The 16,551-nt window shown below is 59.2% G+C and carries 18 protein-coding genes; 11 read left to right on the top strand and 7 right to left on the bottom strand.

All coding sequences use genetic code 11. The features are described 5' to 3' along the window. Window positions 1-483 (top strand): gluconokinase (locus ACIP66_RS18895; RefSeq protein ID WP_400649900.1); only part of this gene is annotated, 483 nt, incomplete at its 5' end. Window positions 484-565: 82 nt separating this feature from the next. Continuing rightward, a complete protein-coding gene (locus tag ACIP66_RS18900) occupies window positions 566-1,921 on the top strand; it encodes a GntP family permease (RefSeq protein WP_159812783.1) in 1,356 nt (451 codons plus the stop codon). Window positions 1,922-2,098: 177 nt separating this feature from the next. On the opposite strand, the gene alaC is transcribed toward ACIP66_RS18900, so the two are convergent. After that, entirely contained in the window at window positions 2,099-3,307 is a 1,209-nt protein-coding gene (gene alaC, locus ACIP66_RS18905; RefSeq protein ID WP_053122962.1) for an alanine transaminase, read from the bottom strand. Between the two features lie 138 nt (window positions 3,308-3,445). Between alaC and ACIP66_RS18910 the strand changes: the two genes are divergently transcribed. From ACIP66_RS18910 to ACIP66_RS18920, 3 genes are all read left to right on the top strand, one after another. Beyond that, the gene (locus tag ACIP66_RS18910; RefSeq protein WP_212543864.1) at window positions 3,446-4,108 is read left to right on the top strand and encodes a LysE family translocator; all 663 of its coding nucleotides are present in this window, start codon (window positions 3,446-3,448) and stop codon (window positions 4,106-4,108) included. Between the two features lie 67 nt (window positions 4,109-4,175). Then, entirely contained in the window at window positions 4,176-4,670 is a 495-nt protein-coding gene (locus ACIP66_RS18915; protein ID WP_053122959.1) for a GyrI-like domain-containing protein, read from the top strand. Between the two features lie 120 nt (window positions 4,671-4,790). After that, entirely contained in the window at window positions 4,791-5,279 is a 489-nt protein-coding gene (locus ACIP66_RS18920) for a GNAT family N-acetyltransferase (protein ID WP_053122958.1), read from the top strand. Window positions 5,280-5,472: 193 nt separating this feature from the next. Here ACIP66_RS18920 and ACIP66_RS18925 read toward each other — a convergent pair whose 3' ends face one another. After that, a complete protein-coding gene (locus ACIP66_RS18925) occupies window positions 5,473-5,958 on the bottom strand; it encodes an N-acetyltransferase (protein ID WP_159812775.1) in 486 nt (161 codons plus the stop codon). A gap of 141 nt (window positions 5,959-6,099) precedes the next feature. Between ACIP66_RS18925 and ACIP66_RS18930 the strand changes: the two genes are divergently transcribed. Genes ACIP66_RS18930 through ACIP66_RS18940 form a run of 3 tightly spaced genes read left to right on the top strand, consistent with a single transcriptional unit; the run spans window position 6,100 to window position 8,141 of the window. Further along, window positions 6,100-6,525, top strand: coding sequence for a YybH family protein (locus ACIP66_RS18930; RefSeq protein ID WP_400649905.1), 426 nt, complete (start codon window positions 6,100-6,102; stop codon window positions 6,523-6,525). Window positions 6,526-6,565: 40 nt separating this feature from the next. Then, window positions 6,566-6,910, top strand: coding sequence for a YciI family protein (locus ACIP66_RS18935; RefSeq protein WP_008081988.1), 345 nt, complete (start codon window positions 6,566-6,568; stop codon window positions 6,908-6,910). Further along, the gene (locus ACIP66_RS18940; protein WP_400649908.1) at window positions 6,903-8,141 is read left to right on the top strand and encodes an RNA polymerase sigma factor; all 1,239 of its coding nucleotides are present in this window, start codon (window positions 6,903-6,905) and stop codon (window positions 8,139-8,141) included. The genes ACIP66_RS18935 and ACIP66_RS18940 overlap by 8 nt, the downstream gene beginning before the upstream one ends. A 99-nt stretch (window positions 8,142-8,240) precedes the next feature. Here the strand turns inward: ACIP66_RS18940 and ACIP66_RS18945 are convergent, their stop codons facing one another. Beyond that, window positions 8,241-8,966: an SDR family oxidoreductase gene (locus tag ACIP66_RS18945; protein WP_212548899.1), complete on the bottom strand. Its 726-nt coding sequence runs from the start codon at window positions 8,964-8,966 to the stop codon at window positions 8,241-8,243. Window positions 8,967-9,077: 111 nt separating this feature from the next. On the opposite strand from ACIP66_RS18945, the gene ACIP66_RS18950 reads away from it, so the two are divergent. Then, window positions 9,078-9,914, top strand: a complete 837-nt coding sequence (locus tag ACIP66_RS18950) for a LysR family transcriptional regulator (protein ID WP_400649911.1) — start codon at window positions 9,078-9,080, stop codon at window positions 9,912-9,914. A gap of 84 nt (window positions 9,915-9,998) precedes the next feature. Here the strand turns inward: ACIP66_RS18950 and ACIP66_RS18955 are convergent, their stop codons facing one another. Continuing rightward, entirely contained in the window at window positions 9,999-10,853 is an 855-nt protein-coding gene (locus ACIP66_RS18955) for a LysR family transcriptional regulator (protein WP_400649913.1), read from the bottom strand. Window positions 10,854-10,942: 89 nt separating this feature from the next. Here ACIP66_RS18955 and ACIP66_RS18960 point away from each other — a divergent pair, with 89 nt between their 5' ends. Continuing rightward, window positions 10,943-11,380 carry a multidrug/biocide efflux PACE transporter gene (locus ACIP66_RS18960; protein ID WP_212543856.1) on the top strand — a complete coding sequence of 146 codons (438 nt, stop codon included), beginning with the start codon at window positions 10,943-10,945 and terminating at the stop codon, window positions 11,378-11,380. Between the two features lie 146 nt (window positions 11,381-11,526). Here the strand turns inward: ACIP66_RS18960 and ACIP66_RS18965 are convergent, their stop codons facing one another. Continuing rightward, window positions 11,527-12,285 carry an SDR family NAD(P)-dependent oxidoreductase gene (locus ACIP66_RS18965; protein ID WP_400649916.1) on the bottom strand — a complete coding sequence of 253 codons (759 nt, stop codon included), beginning with the start codon at window positions 12,283-12,285 and terminating at the stop codon, window positions 11,527-11,529. Between the two features lie 121 nt (window positions 12,286-12,406). Here ACIP66_RS18965 and ACIP66_RS18970 point away from each other — a divergent pair, with 121 nt between their 5' ends. Continuing rightward, window positions 12,407-13,303 carry a LysR family transcriptional regulator gene (locus tag ACIP66_RS18970; RefSeq protein ID WP_400649919.1) on the top strand — a complete coding sequence of 299 codons (897 nt, stop codon included), beginning with the start codon at window positions 12,407-12,409 and terminating at the stop codon, window positions 13,301-13,303. Window positions 13,304-13,448: 145 nt separating this feature from the next. Here ACIP66_RS18970 and ACIP66_RS18975 read toward each other — a convergent pair whose 3' ends face one another. Both ACIP66_RS18975 and ACIP66_RS18980 read right to left on the bottom strand, forming a co-directional pair. Then, window positions 13,449-15,062, bottom strand: a complete 1,614-nt coding sequence (locus ACIP66_RS18975; protein ID WP_212543853.1) for an inorganic phosphate transporter — start codon at window positions 15,060-15,062, stop codon at window positions 13,449-13,451. 335 nt (window positions 15,063-15,397) lie between these two features. After that, complete coding sequence (locus tag ACIP66_RS18980) at window positions 15,398-16,420, bottom strand: transporter (protein ID WP_400649922.1); 1,023 nt, start codon at window positions 16,418-16,420, stop codon at window positions 15,398-15,400. Window positions 16,421-16,551: the final 131 nt, after the last annotated feature.

Below are 16,551 nucleotides of genomic sequence, written 5' to 3' on the forward strand. Positions count from 1 at the left end.
AAGACGAGCGTCAGCGAGGCCCTGACCCAACTCACCGGCGCCACTGCCATTGAAGGCGATACTTTCCATCCGGCCGCGAACATCGAAAAGATGAGCGCGGGGATCCCCCTGAACGACGACGACCGCGCCGGCTGGCTCGACAGCCTGTGCGTCGAACTGCGTCGCGTCGATGCATCGGGCAAACGCCCGGTGCTGACCTGCTCGGCCCTCAAACACAGTTATCGCGAAGTGTTGCGCAGCGCCTTGCCGGGCCTGGGCTTCGTGTTTCTTGAATTGACCCCTGAAGTCGCCGCTGAACGTGTGTCCCACCGTCCGGGCCACTTCATGCCGGCCACGTTGATCGAAAGCCAGTTCGCCACCCTCGAATCGCCGAAGGGCGAGCCGTTGACCCTGGCACTGAACGCTTCGATCCACAGTGTTGAAGAACTGGCGTCGCAGGCTCACGTCTGGTGGCAGGCCCACGGTCTGAAACAGGCGGTATGAGTGTGTTGAAAGAGATAGCGCTGTCCTCACGATTTCTGTTTAACCCGCTTTAATAACAACAACAATCCAGGAGACACCCCCAATGTTTGGCATGTCCCACGACGCGTTTCTGCTGCTTGATGCAGTGGTCACCGTGATCGGACTGATTGTCCTGATCACCAAGTTCAAGCTGCACCCGTTTATTTCCCTGACCATTGCGGCCGCGTTCCTCGGTCTGACCTCCGGCATGCCGATCGGCACCATCATCAAAGCGTTCCAGGACGGCTTCGGTGGTGTGCTCGGTTTCGTCGGCATCATCCTCGCGCTGGGCACCATGCTCGGCAAAATGATGGCTGAATCGGGCGGGGCGGATCAGATTGCCCAGACCCTGATTCGTGCGTTCGGCAAGGACAAAGTCCAGTGGGCGATGATGTTCGCCGCGTTTCTGGTCGGCATCCCGCTGTTCTTTGAAATCGGTTTTGTTCTGCTGATTCCGCTGGTGTTCATCGTTGCGCGTCGCACCGGTGTGTCGATCATCAAGATCGGTATCCCGCTGCTCGCCGGTCTGTCCGCCGTGCACGGTCTGGTGCCACCGCACCCGGGCCCGTTGCTGGCCATCGGCGTGTTCGGCGCGGACATCGGCAAGACCATTCTTTATGGTCTGATCGTGGCGCTGCCAACCGCGATCATTGCCGGTCCGATCTTCGGTACCTTCATCGCCAAGCACATTCCGGGTCACCCGAATCAGGAACTGGTCGATCAATTGGCCCGTGAAAACGATGACTCGGCGAGCCTGCCGAGCTTCGGTATCACCCTGGTTACCGTGCTGCTGCCGGTGTTCCTGATGTTGCTGAAAACCTTCGCCGACGTCGCGCTGCCGGACGGTCACTTCTTCCGCACCTGGATGGACATGATCGGTCACCCGATCTCCGCACTGCTGCTGGCGTTGCTGCTGTCGCTGTACACCTTCGGTCACAAACAAGGCATCGGCTCGCAACAGATGCTCAAGTGGCTGGACGCGAGCCTGGCGCCAACCGCCGCGATCATTCTGATCATCGGTGCGGGCGGTGGCTTCAAGCAGATGCTGGTGACCAGCGGCGTGGGCGACGTGATCGGCCACATGGCGGTCAGCGCACAGATCTCGCCGATCCTGCTGGCATGGCTGGTGGCGGCGGTGATCCGTATCGCGACTGGTTCGGCAACCGTTGCAACCATCACTGGCGCGGGCATTGTGGTGCCGGTGGTGGGGATGATTCCGGGCGTTAACCGTGAGTTGCTGGTACTCGCGACTGGCGCCGGTTCGTTGATCCTGTCGCACGTGAACGACGCCGGTTTCTGGCTGGTGAAGCAGTACTTCAACATGACCGTGGCCGAGACGTTCAAGACCTGGACAGCGATGGAAACCATCCTCTCGGTGGTTGCGTTGGGCTTCATTCTGCTGCTGTCGCTGTTCGTTTAAACGCTTCTTGCAGACACAAAAAAACCGCAGCGATGCGGTTTTTTTGTGGGTGATGATCTGCGTGAACACGGCACCTGTAGGAGCTGTCGAGTGAAACGAGGCTGCGATCTTTTGATTGTAAAAAACCAGATCAAAAGATCGCAGCCTGCGGCAGCTCCTACAGGGGATGGGTGTCAGTTATTTGGTAACCAGGCCATCGGCCCGGAACATCCCGCGAATGCCGCGCACCGCCTGGCGAATCCGATCCTGGTTTTCGATCAGCGCAAAGCGCACGTGATCGTCGCCATACTCACCAAATCCCACCCCCGGCGAGACGCAAACCTTCGCTTCAGCCAGCAGTTTCTTGGCGAATTCCAGCGAACCCAGATGCGCATACGCCTCAGGAATTTTCGCCCAGACATACATCGATGCCTTCGGATTCTCAACCATCCAGCCCAATTCATGCAGGCCTTTCACCAACACGTTACGACGCTGCCGATACTGCTCGGCGATGTCGCGCACGCACTGCTGATCACCTTCCAGCGCCGCGATCGCCGCGACTTGCAGCGGGGTAAAGGTGCCGTAGTCGTGGTAGCTCTTGATCCGCGCCAAGGCGTTAACCAGTTCCGGATTGCCGACCATGAAACCAATGCGCCAGCCCGCCATGTTGTAGCTCTTGGACAGGGTGAAAAACTCCACCGCGATGTCCTTGGCGCCCGGCACTTGCATGATCGACGGGGCTTTCCAGCCGTCGTAGACGATGTCGGCGTAGGCCAGATCGTGAATCACCAGCACGTCGTATTGCTTGGCGAGGGCGATCACCCGCTCGAAGAAATCCAGTTCCACGCACTGCGCAGTCGGGTTCGACGGGAAGCCGAGGATCATCATTTTCGGTTTCGGAATCGAGCCGCGAATCGCCCGTTCCAGCTCATCGAAGAAATCCACACCGGGCACCAGCGGCACAGAACGCACTTGGGCGCCGGCAATCACTGCACCGTAAATGTGAATCGGGTAGCTCGGGTTCGGCACCAATACGGTGTCGCCCTGATCGAGGGTCGCCAGCATCAAATGCGCCAGGCCTTCCTTGGAACCGATGGTGACAATGGCTTCGCTTTCCGGGTCGATGTCGACCTCGTAGCGCTGCTTGTACCAGTTGGAAATCGCCCGGCGCAGGCGCGGAATGCCCTTGGACGTCGAGTAACCGTGGGTGTCTTCGCGTTGGGCCACTTGTACGAGTTTTTCGACAATGTGCGGCGGCGTGGCCCCGTCGGGGTTGCCCATGCTCAAGTCGATGATGTCTTCACCACGACGACGCGCGGCCATCTTCAGCTCGGCGGTGATGTTGAAAACGTAAGGGGGGAGTCGATCTATGCGCGCAAAGCGGCGCGGCGAACCTTGTTCGGCCATTGTTGCCTCGGATAACGTAAGCGCCCGGAACCGTCCGAGCGACGCTGGTCACTGCGGTGACCTGTGGCGGAAGATAAGGTCAGTGATGGCATACTGTCCAGCCCGTTTGTTAACAAATTTTTCCAAGGAAAATGGTTGATGGAATTCACCAGCGGCTTCTTGCTGAGCCTTTCGCTGTGCCTGGATATCGGCGTGGCCAACATCGCAATGATCACATTGGCGATGCAGCGCGGTTACTTTCAAGGCTTCGCGCTGGGCCTTGGCACCTGCGTCGGCGACCTGATTTACGCGGTGCTGGCGCTGGCCGGGATGACCGTTCTGCTGCAATACGAAAGCGTGCGTTGGGTGCTGTGGATCGGCGGTTCGGCGCTGCTGATCTACTTCGCGGCGAAGATGATTTACTCGGCGATCCATCACGAAGCGCTGCTGGCCGAGACGGCGGAGGTGGGGCAGAACTCCCATCGCAAGGAATTCTTTCGTGGGATTTTTCTCGCCATGTCGTCGCCGAGCGCGATTCTTTGGTTCGCTGCGGTGGGCGGCACGCTGATCGCCCGCTCCGGTGGCGGTGGCCCGGTGAGTTCGGCGCTGTTCCTCGGTGGTTTCCTCTGCGCCGGGCTGCTGTGGTCGGCCGGTTTGTGCTTTGCTGCCAGCCACGGTGGCAAGCTGCTGGGCGACAAGCTTTTGCGCTATTCCTACATGGCATCTGCAGCGATCTTCTGCTATTTCGCAGTCTACGTGATCGTATCCGGCTACAACGAATTCGTCGGTTCCGGTGCCGTCGAGCAGTTGCATTCGCTGTAACCGTGCGAAACGGGTTTGGCTTTCTATACTCCCAGCCGAACCCCTTTTTTGTGCCAGGAGTCGAGTCATGGATGAGCAAACACGCGTCGAAGTGGCTGAACCTCGCTTCGAACATGGACACTTCCTGCTGATTGCAGGATTTGGCGATCGATTTACCCAAGACACCGCTAAGGACATCCCGGCGCTGTGGGAGAAATTCCTGCCGCATCTGGGACGAATTCCCGGGCAAAAAGGCGAAGTGACCTACGGCGTGTGCTGCAATTTCGACGGCAAGGGCGGCTTCGATTACATCGCCGGCGTAGAAATCACCAAGCTCGACGAACTGCCGCAGGACGTCTATCGCTGGGTCGAAGTGCTGCCCCGTCAATACGCGGTGTTCGAACACAAAGGGCCGCTCGATCAGTTGCCGCAAACCCTGCAATACATCTACAAAACCTGGTTGCCGACCTCTCACTACGTCGAGCTGAACGCCCCGGAACTGGAGCGTTACAGCGCCGATTTCAACCCGCGCCTGCACACTGGCAAACTGGAAATCTGCGTGCCGGTCGATACCAAGGCCTGAGCCCGCAGTGATGAGGCGGATCACTGATCCGCCTCATGCGTTTGCGCCGTGTGCGGATCGATATGCCCCCGCGATTCCTTTATGCTTTCGGCACTTTCTCCTGCTGATTTCCGAGCCGCCATGAACACCGTCATCCGCAACGTCACCGCCGCTGATCTGGATCGCTGCTACGCCATCGAAACCGTTGCCTACGAAGGCGACGAAGCCGCCACCCGCGAGAAAATCGCCACGCGTATCGCCACCTGGCCGGAAGGCTTTGTCGTGGCGGAAGTGGATGGCGTGGTGGCGGGTTTCGTCAATTCGGGCGCGGCGTTTGATGTGCAGATGTCGGACGAGGCGTTCAAAGAACTGATCGGCCATGACCCGAAAGGGCCGAACGTGGTGATCATGTCGGTGGTGGTGCACCCGGATTATCAGGGGCAAGGGTTGGCGAAGCGCTTGATGGCTGAGTTTATCGAGCGTATGCGCGGGATGGACAAGGCGACGATTCATTTGATGTGCAAGGAAAAGCATATTCCGCTGTACGCCGGGTTTGGCTTTGCCTACATCAAACCGTCGGAGTCGGATCACGGCGGCATGGCGTGGCACGAGATGATCCTTACCCTCTAAAGCCAACCCGATCTCCACTGTAGGAGCTGCCGAAGGCTGCGATCTTTTGATCTTGCTGTTAATAAGATCAAGATCAAAAGATCGCAGCCTTCGGCAGCTCCTACAAAGGTTTGAGTTGTGTCAGTAAGGGGGTCGGTTATCCGTTTTGATGCATCAAGGTCGTAGGTTTCGGCATCATGCAGCCCTCGATGTCTCAGAAAACCAGGCCCATGCGCCGTTCATAACCGATCCGACCCTTGTACGCTTCGCCGCTGTCGACGTAGCCATGCTTTGCATACAGCGCAATCGCCGCGTCGTTATCCGCGTCCACCGACAACTCCAGCCCTTTGATCTCCGGCCACGCCTGACGCGCGACCTCGGGCAGCGCTTGCAGACACGCCTTGCCATAACCCTTGCCCTGCGCGCGGCGATCAACCTGCAACGCATGCAAGGTGGCGCTGTGTTCATCAGCCCAGGCCGGCAACACGGGCGGGCGCTTGAGCAGCAGAAACGCCACCGGCACTTCATCCGCCAGCAAGGCAAAACCCTTCACGCCGGGGCCGGGTTTCGACAACAAGGTGTGCAACGCACCGTGAATATCGCCGGAGAACTTGATCTGCTCGGCATGGATTTCAATCGCCTCGACTTGCTGACGCTGCAAAGCATTCAGGCTGTCGTACGGCACGAGTTGGGCTGACACGGGAATTTCCTTTTTCCTACAAAGATAAGCCTCGGATTCTAGCGATTTTGGCCTCAGTGGAAATTTTTTGTTTCGCCTGTCGATCTGCCGATCCACCAAGCGACTAAGGGTGTCTTCAAAACAAAAACCACGGAGAACACCATGAGCGCACAAAGTGATATCCAGACCCTGATCAACACCTACCGCGACGCCGTGATGAAAAAGGACGTAGAGAAAGTCATGGCGCTGTACGCCGACGACATCGTCTCGTTCGACGCGATCAAGGCCCTGCAATTCAAGGGCAAACCGGCGTACCGCGAACACTGGGTCGCGTGCATGGAAATGTGCCCCGGCCCGCACATTTTCGAATTCCATGAAATCGCCATCGAAAGCGCCGACAACATCGCCTTCGCCCACTGGGTGGCCAACTGCGGCGGCACCAATGAAAAAGGCGAAACCCAGAGCTGCTGGATGCGCGTCACCGCCTGCTATCGGCAGATCGGCGGCGCGTGGAAAATCGCTCACGAACATTGGTCGGCGCCGTTCGATCCGATGAGCGGCGCGACCCTGTTCGATGTGCAACCCTGATCTTCAGCCATAGTTGATCCGTCCGCTTCAGGAGAACGCCATGAAGTATTTATGCCTGGTCTACAGCGATGAGCGCTTGCTGCATTCATCGCCCGACAGCCCGGAAGACGCCGAGTGCTGGGCCTACGCCGAGTCGATTCAGGGCAGCGGGCGAATGGTCGCCGCCGAGGCGCTCGAATCGGTACAGACCGCCACCACGGTGCGTATGCGCAACGGCAAACTGTCGATCACCGATGGCCCGTTCGCCGAAACCAAGGAGCAACTGGCCGGTTTCTACCTGATCGACGCCAAGGATCTCAACGAAGCCATTCAGGTGGCCGGCAACATTCCGGCGGCGCGGGTCGGCAGCGTTGAAGTGCGCCCGGTGCGGCAGTTGAATGTCTGAGGTTCGGGCGCGGGTCGAGCAGGTCTATCGCGAAGACTCGCGGCGGATTCTGGCGACGCTGATTCGCCTGCTGGGTGATTTCGACCTCGCCGAAGAAGCCTTGCACGAGGCGTTCTTTGTCGCCGTCGAACGCTGGCAACGCGACGGCGTGCCGGACAATCCGCGCACCTGGCTGGTCTCGACCGGGCGCTTCAAGGCGATTGACGTATTGCGCCGCCGCGCCCGGTTCAAGGCCTCGCAGCCGATGTTGCTGGCGCAACTGGAAGAACTCGAACAGGCCGACTGGAGTGGCGAAGACGTGGAAGATGATCGTCTGCGGCTGATCTTCACCTGTTGTCACCCGGCGCTGGCGGCGGATGCGCAAGTGCCGCTGACCTTGCGCGAAGTCTGCGACCTGACCACCGAAGAAATCGCCCGCGCCTTTCTCTCGGCACCGGCGGCGATTGCCCAACGCATCGTGCGGGCGAAAGCCAAGATCCGTGACGCGAAAATCCCTTATCAAGTGCCGAGCCTGAGTGAATTGCCCGAGCGCCTCGACACCGTGTTGCGGGTGATTTATCTGGTGTTCAACGAAGGCTATTCGGCGTCGGTCGGCACTGAACTGACCCGCGAAGATCTGACGCGTGAGGCGATCAGGTTGGGGCGGTTGTTGATGGAATTGTTGCCGGCGCCGGAAGTAATGGGGCTGCTGGCGATGATGCTGTTGCACGAATCACGACGCTCGGCGCGCACCTCGCCGAGTGGTGAACTGGTGCTGCTGGATGATCAGGATCGCGCGTTGTGGGATGCCGGGTTGATCGCTGAAGGTTGCGCGCTGGTCGAGCGCGCGCTGACCACGCGGCGGTTTGGGCCGTATTGTTTGCAGGCAGCGATTGCGGCGGTGCATGCCGAGGCGCCGACGGCGGCGCAGACGGATTGGGAGCAGATCGTTGGTTTGTATGACGTGCTGTTGCGGGCGGTGCCTTCGCCGGTGATTGAGTTGAATCGAGCGGTGGCGGTGGCCAAGCGGGATGGGGCGTTGGCGGGGTTGCAGTTGATTGAGGGGATTTTGGCGCGGGGCGAGTTGCAGGATTATCACTTGGCGCATTCGGCGCGGGCGGAGTTTTGTCGGCAGTTGGGCAGGGTGGAAGAGGCGCGTTCAGCCTACCTTCGCGCCCTTGAACTGACCCGGCAAGAACCCGAAAGACGTTTCATCGAAGCACGCCTGAATCAGTTATCCACCCCCCTGTAGGAGCTGCCGAAGGCTGCGATCTTTTGACCTTGATAAGCGAGATCAAAAGATCGCAGCCTCGTTTCACTCGACAGCTCCTACAGGATGGCGTTGTGGGTATCAGGCCTGCTGCCGGGTCGCGGCCATCACTATCTCGCGAATACACACCCCCTGCGGCTGCCCATACGCATACTCAATCGCCGTCGCCACATCTTCAGCACTCAACACCGTGCCGCCCATGTCCTGTTTCCAAGCCTGATACCCAGTCTTGATCGCCTCATCCGTGGTGTGGCTCAGCAACTCAGTTTCAACCGCCCCCGGCGCAATCGTCGTCACACGCACATTGTGCGGCGCCAGCTCCTCGCGCAGATTCTCCGACAACCCATGCACCGCAAACTTGGTGCCGACATACGCGACATGGTTCGGGAACGTCTTGCGCCCGGCCACCGAGCTGACGTTGATGATCGTCCCGTGTTTACGCTCGATCATCCCGGCCACCACCGCGTGCACACCGTTGAGCAAGCCCTTCACATTGACGTCGAGCATCTGATCCCACTGCGCCGGATCCTGCTCGCTCATCGCACCGAGCAACATGACGCCAGCGTTGTTGATCAGCGCATCCGCCGGGCCGAATTGCGCTTCGGCTTCCGCCACCGCCGCGAGCAATGCGTTGCGATCGGTGATGTCGACTTTGCGGCTCAGGCTGTGCGGCAGCGCCAACGCTTCAAGGCGTTCAACGCGACGCGCGAGCAACAGCAGCGGATGGCCGGCCGCGCTTAAACGACGGGCGGTGGCTTCGCCGATGCCCGAACTGGCGCCGGTGATGATGATCAATGGCTTGCTCATGGGTGAACTCCTGAAATAAGTATTTCAAATGACTGAACGATGGGCGCAGTATATTTAGCGCCGTTGTGGCTGAAAAATGCCTTATTCCTCTGTCTGCTATCGGAATCTCCTATGGATGTCCGTCATCTCAAAGCCTTCCTCGCCGTGTTCGAAGAGCGCAACATCACCGCCGCCGCGCAGCGCCTGTTCATCAGCCAGCCGACGCTGTCGGTGACGATCAAACAGTTGGAGGAAGAACTCGGCGCGACGTTATTCGTGCGCCAGCCGCGCGGTGTCGAAGTCAGTGATGAAGCGCGTTTGCTGTATCCGCAAGCGCGGCGAATGGTCGCCGACGCCGAGGCGCTGAGCCGAATGTTTCGCGGCCGCGAAAACCGTGCGCCGCTGACCCTCGGCATCGAGGGTGACATCGCTGCCAGCCACATCGAAGCCTTTGCGCGCATGGCGCATCTGGCGTTGCCGAATCTGTTGCTGACGATGGAGGAGGGCTGTCAGGGTGATGGACGCTTGGCGGTTGAGGAGATGTGTTGCGAGGACGAATTGTTCCTGCCGCTGTGGGAAGAATCCTATGTGATGGCGCTGCCGGTGAATCATCCGATGGCGGCGGTGCAAGCGAATTGGGCGCCGATTGAGGATTGGATTACCTGTCCGCAGCATCCGTCGCATCAGCGCTTGATGGCGTTGTACGGGCGTTCGCCGGAAGCGGTGGCGGGGCATGCCGGGTCGTTGCAACAGGCGTTGCACATGGTCGCGGCGGGAGTTGGCGTGGCGATGTTGCCGCAGTCATTGGTGACCGGGCATGCGCGGGTGGTGGTGCGCGCGTTGCACCTGCCGGCGCCGACGCGAAGGGTCGGGTTGTGTTATGCGGCGCAGGCGCTGGAAATGCCGGCGATGCGTGGGTTGCATGAGTATTTTTTGTTGAATCGACCGGTGGTGATTGAGGCTGCTTGAGGATCAAAAGATCGCAGCCTTCGGCAGCTCCTACAGAGGTACGCTTTCCCATGTAGGAGCTGCCGAAGGCTGCGATCTTTTGATCTACTCCAACATCTTGTTAAGCAACCAGCTCCCCGCCGGCCCCGGCGGATACAGCCGCGACCACAGTGCATCGACAAACACCGGTTTAGGCCAGCCGCGCACTTTCAACTCCACCAGCAAATCATTGCCAAACCGCTGCGCCAGCCAACGCGGCAACGGCGCCCAGCCAAAACCCTTTTCGGCCATTTCCAGCAACATCAAATAACTCGGCGCCGACCACACCCGGCCTTTGCCACGACTGTCGTACGGATTAACGATGGTCGCCAGGCGCAGCTCGCGATGCAGTTCCAAGGTGTGTTGATCAATGTGATCAAGCGTCGCCAATGGATGATCGCGATTGACGAACAAAGCGATTTCCGTGCGTTCGGCCACGGTCGAGGTCACCAGATCTGGCGGGTAGTTTTCCTGCATCTCTGCGAAGGCCAGATGTGCGCGACCGCGTTGCACCAGTTCGATCAAGTCCTCGCATTCGGCGATCAGACATTCCAGCTCCAGATCCGGATAACGCTGCTCAAACCCAACCAGCGCCGCTTCAAAACGATACGACTGATAGGTGTCGGAAATCGCCACGGTCAGCTTCGGCTCGACGCCTTGGGACAACTGCCGCGCGGTCATTTCCAGACGACTGGTCGCCGCCAGAATCGCCTCTGCTCGTTGCAACATCACATGGCCCGCGGGGGTGAGCGTCGGCTTACGGCTGCTGCGATCAAACAGCACCAGATCCAAATCGATCTCAAGGCTGGCCACCGCCGCGCTGATGGTCGACTGACTGCGCCCGAGTTTGCGCGCCGCCGCCGAAAACGAACCTTGGGTCGCCGCTTGCACAAACGCCAACAGCACTTCTTGCGAGGCCATGAACTATCGCCTTGATCGATGGTTATTGGTTATGAAGTATCGGTGTGAGGGTAGATCATGGCAACCATCTTCACTCAAGGAGTCAGGCAATGACTGCCCCTAAATCCATCACTGAACGTATTTTCCAGGCCGTTGGTTTCGAACTGCTGGCCATTCTGATCTGTACGCCGCTGCTGGCGTGGCTGATGAAAAAACCGATGCTTGAAATGGGCGCGGTGACGGTGTTGATCGCGATGCTGGCGCTGGGCTGGAACGTGGTGTTCAACCGCTACTTCGACCGGGTGCTGGCGCGGATGAATGTTGCGCATAACGCTTGGGTGCGTGTGGTGCATGCGCTGCTGTTCGAGGGTGGCTTGATCGTGATGGGCGTGCCGCTGATTGCGTGGTGGTTGTCGGTCAGTTTGTGGCAGGCGTTTTTGCTGGATATCGGCGTGCTGCTGTTCTTCCTGCCGTACACCTATGTGTATCACTGGGCGTACGACGTGCTGCGCGAACGCTTCATGACCCGTGGTGTTTGTGAGGGTTAATTAAATTCGTCAATCATGGCAAACCCCTGTGGCGAGGGGATTTATCCCCGTTGGCCTGCGCAGCAGGCCCGTCTTTTCTGGATCAAAAGAGGGGGCGCTGCGCACCCCAACGGGGATAAATCCCCTCGCCACAATGGGTGTCAGGTTTAGAGGAACATCCCGCCGGATGCCTCAACTCGCTGCCCATTGATCCATTGCGCACCCGGCGACAGCAACAACGCCAGCGCCCCGCCAATATCATCCGGCTGACCGGCGCGTCCCAGCGCGGTGTTTTCAGCGACCATCGCATTCACCGCCGCATTATCGCGAACCGTCCCGCCACCAAAGTCAGTTTCAATCGCGCCTGGCGCCAACGTGTTCACAGCAATCTGCCGCGCGCCCAGCTCTTTCGCCTGATAACGAGTCAGCACTTCAATCGCGCCTTTCATCGCCGCATAAGCACTGGCGCCCGGAATGGTGAAACGCGCGAGGCCGCTGGAGATATTAATGATGCGTCCGCCGTCGTTGATCAGCGGCAGCAGTTGTTGAGTCAGGAAGAACGGCCCTTTGAAATGCACGTTCATCAGCATGTCGAATTGCTCAACCGTGGTCTCGGCGAAACCCACGTGCAAACCGACCCCGGCGTTGTTGATCAGGAAATCAAAACGCTCACGTTCAAATTGTTCGCGCAGCGCTTGCTCAACCTTCGCGCCGAACCCGGCAAAGCTGTCACTGCGGCCGACGTCCAGTTGCAGCATGACGGCTTTGGCTCCGAGTTTTTCCACTTCGGCGACCAGCGCCTGCGCTTCATCCACGCGGCTGTGATAAGTGCCGATGATGTCGACACCTTGGGCGGCGAGGTGCAGGGCGGCGTTTTTGCCGAGGCCACGACTGGCGCCGGTGATCAATGCGATTTTGCGGTTCATGGGACTTCCTCGATGCTGGTGAGTGGTGATGGAACTCAGTTTATTTGTCCGCCGATAGGTGATAAACAGACTGAAATCGGAATCACTGATCGGCTCAGCCGAACAATCGTCAGGTGCTCACATGAACAAACTGGAACTGCTGCGCACCTTCGTCCGGGTCAGCGAACTGTCGAGTTTCACTCTGGCCGGCGAGAGCCTTGGCCTGCCGCGCTCTACCGTGTCCGAACATGTGCAGGCACTCGAAACACTGGTCGGCACGCGTCTATTGCAGCGCACCACGCGCAAAGTGCAGGCGACGCAGGACGGTTTGGTGCTGTACGAACGCAGCAAGGATCTGCTTTCGCACATGGACGAGATTGAAGGGTTGTTCCGCCAGGATGAGGCCTCGCTGACCGGGCGTATTCGTGTCGACATGCCGAACATTCTGTCGCGACGTCTGGTCATGCCGCTGTTGCCTGAGTTCATGCATCGTCACCCAAATCTGGAACTGGAAATCAGCAGCACTGACCGCCGCGTCGATCTGCTCAGCGAGGGTTTTGATTGCGTAGTGCGCATTGGCGCGCAGCCGGATCAATCGGTGGTGGCGCGGCATTTGGGCGATTTTTCGATGATCAACTGCGCGAGCCCGGCGTACCTTGAACGCTATGGTGTGCCGCAGACGCTGGAGGATCTGGCGCAGCATCGGCTGGTGCATTACGTCGGCGTATTGGGTTCGCGTTCGGAAGGGTTTGTGTACGAGGAGGGTGGTGAGGTTAAGCGTTTGCCGATGGCGGGCAGTGTGACGGTTAACAGCACGGATGCTTATGAGTCGGCGTGTCTGGGCGGGTTCGGTTTGACCCAAGTGCCGCGCTCGGGCATGAAGCCACATTTGGATAACGGCGAACTGGTGACGGTGTTGCCGCAGTTCACGGCGCCGTCGATGGCGATTTCGTTGTTGTATGCCCGGCAGCGACATTTGCCGTTGCGCGTGCGGGTGTTCATGGATTGGCTCGGCGATGTGATCCGCTCAACCCTCTAACCCACACCTTGCACTCAAACCTCACTGGATCTCTATCTGAAACGGCTACCTGTAGGAGCTGCCGCAGGCTGCGATCTTTTGATCTTTAAAAACAGGATCAAAAGATCGCAGCCTTCGGCAGCTCCTACAGGGGAATTGTTGTGGGTCAGAAGATCTGGGTAAACAGCCAATAGAGGCTGCCGGACAGCAGGATCGCCGCCGGCAACGTCAGCACCCACGCCATCAGCAAATTGCGGATGGTCTTCATCTGCAACCCGCCACCGTTGGCAACCATCGTCCCCGCCACACCCGACGACAACACATGCGTCGTCGACACCGGCAAACCAAACATATCCGCCGCACCAATGGTCAGCATCGCCACGGTTTCCGCCGACGCACCCTGCGCATACGTCAGGTGGGTCTTGCCGATTTTCTCGCCCACCGTCACCACAATCCGCTTCCAGCCAACCATGGTGCCGAGCCCCAGCGCGATGGCCACGGCGATCTTCACCCACAGCGGAATAAACCGTGTGGCGTTGTCGATTTGTTGCTTGAACAGTTGCAGTTTGCTGCTGGTGTCGGCGTCGAAATTGCCGACCTTGTTCTTGTCCATCAGGCGAATACTTTCGCTGGCCAGGTACATGTCGTTACGCACGTTGCCCATGGCTTCGGCCGGGACTTTCGCCAGCGAACCGTAGCCCCTGACTTCTTCGCCGATGTGCCCGGTGAGGGCGGCGAGGGCGGGGATCAGTTGCGGCGTGGCTTCCTTGCTGCGCACGTAATCGGAAAGGATTGGACGCGGATCAGCCGGCGCCGGCTGCGGTGCACTTTTCACCAGCGCTTGCTGGGTGACTTGCGCCACCGCGGCGAACTGCAGCGATTGTTCCTCGGGCATGGTGCGGTTCAAGGCGTACGCCATCGGCAGCGTGCCGACCAGAATCAACATGATCAGGCCCATGCCTTTCTGGCCGTCGTTGGAACCGTGAGCGAAAGACACGCCGGTGCACGTGGCGATCAGCAAACCGCGAATCCACCATGGCGGCGGCGCGTTGCCTTCCGGTGCCTTGTACAGCGAACGATTCTTCACGAACGCGCGCAGCGCCAGCAGCAACAGCGCGGCACAACCGAAACCCACCAGCGGCGACAGCAGCAGCGCGTAACCGATCTTGGTCGCCTGCGCCCAATCGACACCGCTGGTGCCGTCGCGGCCATGCATCAAGGCATTGGCCACGCCGACGCCGATGATCGAACCGATCAGCGTGTGCGACGAAGACGCCGGCAAACCCAGCCACCAAGTGCCGAGGTTCCACAGGATCGCGGCGATCAGCAGGGCGAAGATCATCGCGAAACCGGCCGACGAACCGACCTGCAAAATCAACTCAACCGGCAGCAACGCGATGATGCCGAACGCCACCGCGCCGCTCGAAAGCAGCACACCGAGAAAGTTGAAAAAACCCGACCAGACCACCGCGACATTCGGCGGTAGCGAGTGGGTATAAATCACCGTCGCGACGGCGTTGGCGGTGTCATGGAAACCGTTGACGAACTCGAAGCCCAGCGCAATCAACAGCGCAACGCCGAGCAGCAGAAACGGCGTCCACGTGGTGACAACCGTGCCGAGTTCGTGCATGTCGTGCATCAGGCTGTAGGCGGTGAACAGCATGCCCATCGCCAACACAGCGAAAAAAATCACGTAGGTGAACGGGCTGGTTTTCTTGTCGAGGGCGGGCCTGCCGCTGGGGGCGGATGTGTGGCTGGCGGTCAGGGAGGGAGTAGCCATGAGCGGACAATCCTCAGCGAGGGAAGGAATGTCGCCCATGATCATTGCAGAATGTTACAGAGAGACTGCGGCAGATCAGTGTTTGGATGAATAGCCTGACCATTGATCTGTTGAGTCCATTCCTGAACTCTGGGGAGAGCTTTTGTGGCGAGGGGATTTATCCCCGATCGGCTGCGCAGCAGTCGTAAATCCGTCGAACGCGGTTCAACTGAAAAACCGGGGTGAATGGTTTTTGGGGCTGCTTCGCAACCCATCGGGGATAAATCCCCTCGCCACAGGATCTTTGTCATCTCGATAGATCTCTGCAGCGACAATAGATCTGTGGTGCGCAAGGGTCAGTAATCACCTCTTTTACGAAACGCCCACCGCCCCGCAATCACGGTAAAAGTCGCCACCAGCGCCACCAATATCCAGAACCCTTCCGGATCCTGCGACAGTGGCACCCCACCCACATTCATCCCGAAAAAACCGGCAATGATGTTGATCGGCAGCGCCAGCACCGTCACCACGGTCAGGGTAAAAGGCGTGCGGTTGCTCTGTTCGTTGAGGTTGGCGGCGATCTCTTCCTGGAGCAATTTGATCCGCTCACCCAGCGCCGTGAGGTCGTTGATGATCAGCGCAAACTCTTCAGTGGATTTGCGCAGCTCCTTGACGTCCTCCTTCTGCAACCACGGCGGCAGCCGATTGAGCAGACGCAGCAACGAACCCGGCTCCAGCGCCAACAGCCGTTGCAGCCGCACCAGCACCCGTCGATTGGCACCCAGTTCGGCACGGTTGGTCGATAGCTTTGAGGAGAGCAATTCATCCTCGACCTGATCCACACTCATACTGGTTTTGCGCACGATTTGCGTCAGAACCTCGCCCTGATCCCGCAGCAAATGCACGAGTAGTTCCGACGGTGAACGAAAGCGCTCGCCAGCCTTTACCGACGAACGCAATTTATCCACCGAGTGCAGCGGTTGCAGGCGCGCGCTGACGATCAATTTGCTGCGCACGCAGACCCACAATGTCGAAACGTCCGAGGAGACCATGCTGCTGAGGTTGAACACCACATCGTTGACCACCGCCAGCAACGCCGAATCGACATGCTCGATGCGCGTCGAGCGCGAGCCTTCGTGCAACGCCTCGAAAAACTCTTCAGGCAATTGCAGATGACTCTTCATCCAGCGCTCGCACGCGGCGTGCGCGAGATTGAGGTGCAGCCAGAGAAATTCGCCGCTGTCGCTGTCGTCCTGCAAACAGCGTAATGCCGTCGCCGAATCCACTTCGCGGCCACGTTCGCCGGGCAGAAAACGAAAACCGTAGAGCAGGCCAAACAGATCGGGATCGCGATGACTGATGTCGAGTCTGTGGTTCATGGAGGCTCGCTGCGAGGAGGGCGTCTGGCGTGGGGTTTACAGATTCACCTGCTCGGCATCTTCGCAATCGTGCGTGACGGTTTTGTGACCGCTCGATGACGGGGTGACATGTACCGATTTCGATACCGTGT

This window comes from Pseudomonas sp. NPDC088429, assembly GCF_044753305.1.
Taxonomy (GTDB): Bacteria; Pseudomonadota; Gammaproteobacteria; order Pseudomonadales; family Pseudomonadaceae; genus Aquipseudomonas; species Aquipseudomonas rustica.